The sequence below is a fragment of the Spiroplasma sp. ald genome (assembly GCF_044714355.1).
GTDB classification, from domain to species: Bacteria; Bacillota_I; Bacilli_A; order Mycoplasmatales; family Mycoplasmataceae; genus Spiroplasma; species Spiroplasma phoeniceum.
Genome location: NZ_RXFY01000113.1, coordinates 1 through 3,106 on the forward strand (window position 1 = coordinate 1; position 3,106 = coordinate 3,106).

The following is a 3,106-nucleotide window of genomic DNA, read 5'->3' on the forward strand; positions in this document are numbered from 1 at the left end:
ATTTCAACGATAAACTGCTTTAAAGTAAGAATCATTATCATCTGTTCAATTTGTCACATATTTAACAAACCCCGAATAATTTGTAATATATAAATCTCTTCCCATACCTAAATCAGTTTTTTGTAATTGTCGATTATTAGAATTATCAATTTTGATAGTAGTTTCATTATTTTTAAATTTAATAATTTTTCAATCAGAATTTTCACCACCATGTCATATAACAAAATACCACTTATTATCAACATTATTAAATTGTTTGTCATCTGCATAAACCTCTTTTCAATAATTTATTGGTGTTGGTGGTCCTAATCCACCAACAAAATTAAAATATGATGAATTTAATTTAACTTTGCAATGTTCAAATTCTCAATATCCAGTTTCCAATTCTCTTGGGTTAGAAATTAATTCAAAATAATAAGGGGCAAATAATTTAATATCATCATTATAACCTTTATTAATTGCGTATTTACTATATGTATAATTTGATAAAATATATATAATTTGTTTAAATCTTTTGACAGCATTTTCATTAAGAGATGTGGGATTATGTAATTTTCAGTTTTCAAATAAACCATCAATTACATCTTCGGGTTTTTGTCCTTCGAATTTTTGGCGCAGTTCAGTCGCTTTATTGGTAGGATTACCTTTTTCATCGTATTTTGCTCCTTGAAATTTACGGTCATAGTTATAACGATATGTTAGATAATTTAATAAAACTTTTTCTAAACTATTTTTATTTACCAAATCTAATATATCTTTTCCTTTAATATAGTTTTTGACAATACTTCATGGTAAAAAACTTTCTGTAAATCAATATTGAAATACTCTTAAATTAGGGGTTATTTCAATGGGCATTGATAATAATGGCACTAAACTAGCATTTTCAATATTTGATGATGGATAAGAATAAACACCATTAACATTACCCCAACACTTAATATTTCCAAATAGCATAGATTTGGGATATTTAATTTCAATCCCAGTAAATATCGTATCTTTGGGCAATGATTTTTGTAAAACTAAATGAATACTATTTTGATTTTTTCATTTAAAATCATTTATTTTAACTAAGTGGGTAGATTTAATAATATTAATTCCATCAGGTGAATAAGGGCGTTTGTATTCTTCAATGATATAACATGATATAACATTCATTTTTGTTGTTTTCATTAATTGGTTCATTAATAGATACTATTTTTAAGTCTAATGTTTCTAAAAATTTTTTGTTTTGTTTTGAAATATCATTGATTAAAATATCTTTTTCATCAATTATTACATAAATTGTACTATTGTCTTGGACTGTTGTATTTTGCTGAATTTGTAATTTAAAATTAAAGTCACTAATTTCATAACCCGTTATTTTAATATATTCATCTTTGTCAATAAAACCGATTTTAACGCTATTTTGAGAGTAGTTTAAGGTTGGTTTTTCCTTTGTCTTAACAAGATTATTAATTTTATAAATATATAAAGTTCTAGAACCGTCTTCGGTAAATAATTGTTCTAAATCGGGGTCGCTATATTGTGATTGACTGGCAAAATCTAGGGGGATATTATCAATTGAATAATCAATTGGTTCATCATTTTATGCTAATTGTGCTAACATTTTTTCAGATGGTTTTAACATTATTCTTGTTCTCCTTCTTCATTAGATATATTGATAATATTTTCATTGTTTTTTAGTTGTCTGTTTAATGTAGCATTTACTGGTAAGTGAACATCAACAATTAACTCATCAATATTTTTGATATTAAATGTTCTACTGTTTAAAATAGCATTATCATATTTAATTAACTTAATAATAAATTCAGTTAATTTAATTTCTCTAATATATATCATTTGTTCGTATGATTCGTTTGTTTGAATATTTACACCAGCAACTTCCGCTTGAGTTTGTTGGGCTCCCTTAGCGATTGCGGGAACATGATGGCGATTTATTTTATAGTAATTAGTTAATAATCAATCATATATTTTGGTTAATTGCTCACCTTTAAAATTACCAGCAATATAGTCTACTGGTTGAAAATTACTATCAGGGTCTCCTTCAACTAATAACAAGTCATTTTCAATAAATGAAGCCAACATTTTACTAATTTCTTGGTCAACAACACCAGTCACTCCATTAGTATTAATGGTAAATTTACCACTATTTAATAATGGGTCTAACATAATCTTTTCCGCAATAATATCTAAAATACTAGCGAATTGTTTACCATAACGAGCAGAAGGTTCAAAATTAGGGTTATTCGGAATAATTTCAATTGGAATAAAATTAAGTGGCAATATTTCTTCTCTTTGCAATGTTGTATAGTTATTTCATTTAGCATCACCAATATATAAGTCGGTAATAGTACTGTATAATCGTGTTTTTAACTTTCTAATAACTTTTACTTGTTTAGTTACATAATTAATTTCTAATTTTTCAGTAATAAAAACACTTTGGTCATTTTTAATATAAGGGTCATAATCAAAAGTACAAGATACTAAATTACCTAATTCATCATACTGGTCATTGTAAAAATCAATGGTAATAAAATTAAGTTTTGAATTATTAGCAAAAATAAAGTATGCACCTCTACCATTTTTATTAATTTTATATTCATTATATCAATTCTTATTAGTAAAGTCTTGCATTTTTAAAAAGTTATTAATTAATTTAGTATCTAATTGTTGATTAGTAAGTGGATTATAAATGCTAATTTCTAAATCACGCGGATTTAAAAAATTAGCATTATCTTCACAAATTCTTTTTTCTAAAATCTCATTATGTTTTTGAACAGTAACATTTTTACGATTAGTAATCGTTGATGCTAAATTAAGATAATAACTATCAATATCATAACTCTTTTTTAATTTCTTTTTGGCTGGTAACAACCCCATTTATAACACCTCTTTATTTTGTATCTTCTTTTTTAATAACATCTTCAATACTATCTTGTTTTTGTTGTTTGTTATGGGTTTTAATAAATCTAATAGTTTCAATAATTAAAACAACAACTCCAAAACCATTAAGCATTGCACCAATAATTACATATGCAGGTCAACCAATTCCTAATTTAGTAGGTCCTATAAAACAAATAATAATTCCTGCAATAAAAAACAATGA

Annotated in this window: 1 protein-coding gene and 2 pseudogenes; all 3 read right to left on the reverse strand. The window is 25.3% G+C overall.

The genetic code is table 4. The annotated features are described in order from the left end of the window. Positions 1–1,182: pseudogene (locus EHU54_RS05170) on the reverse strand (hypothetical protein); the annotation flags it as partial. Between the two features lie 444 nt (positions 1,183–1,626). Further along, positions 1,627–2,880 (reverse strand): hypothetical protein, encoded by a 1,254-nt coding sequence (locus EHU54_RS05175; RefSeq protein ID WP_400249311.1) that lies wholly within the window; start codon positions 2,878–2,880, stop codon positions 1,627–1,629. A 13-nt stretch (positions 2,881–2,893) separates the two neighbouring features. Next, positions 2,894–3,106: pseudogene (locus EHU54_RS05180) on the reverse strand (hypothetical protein); the annotation flags it as partial.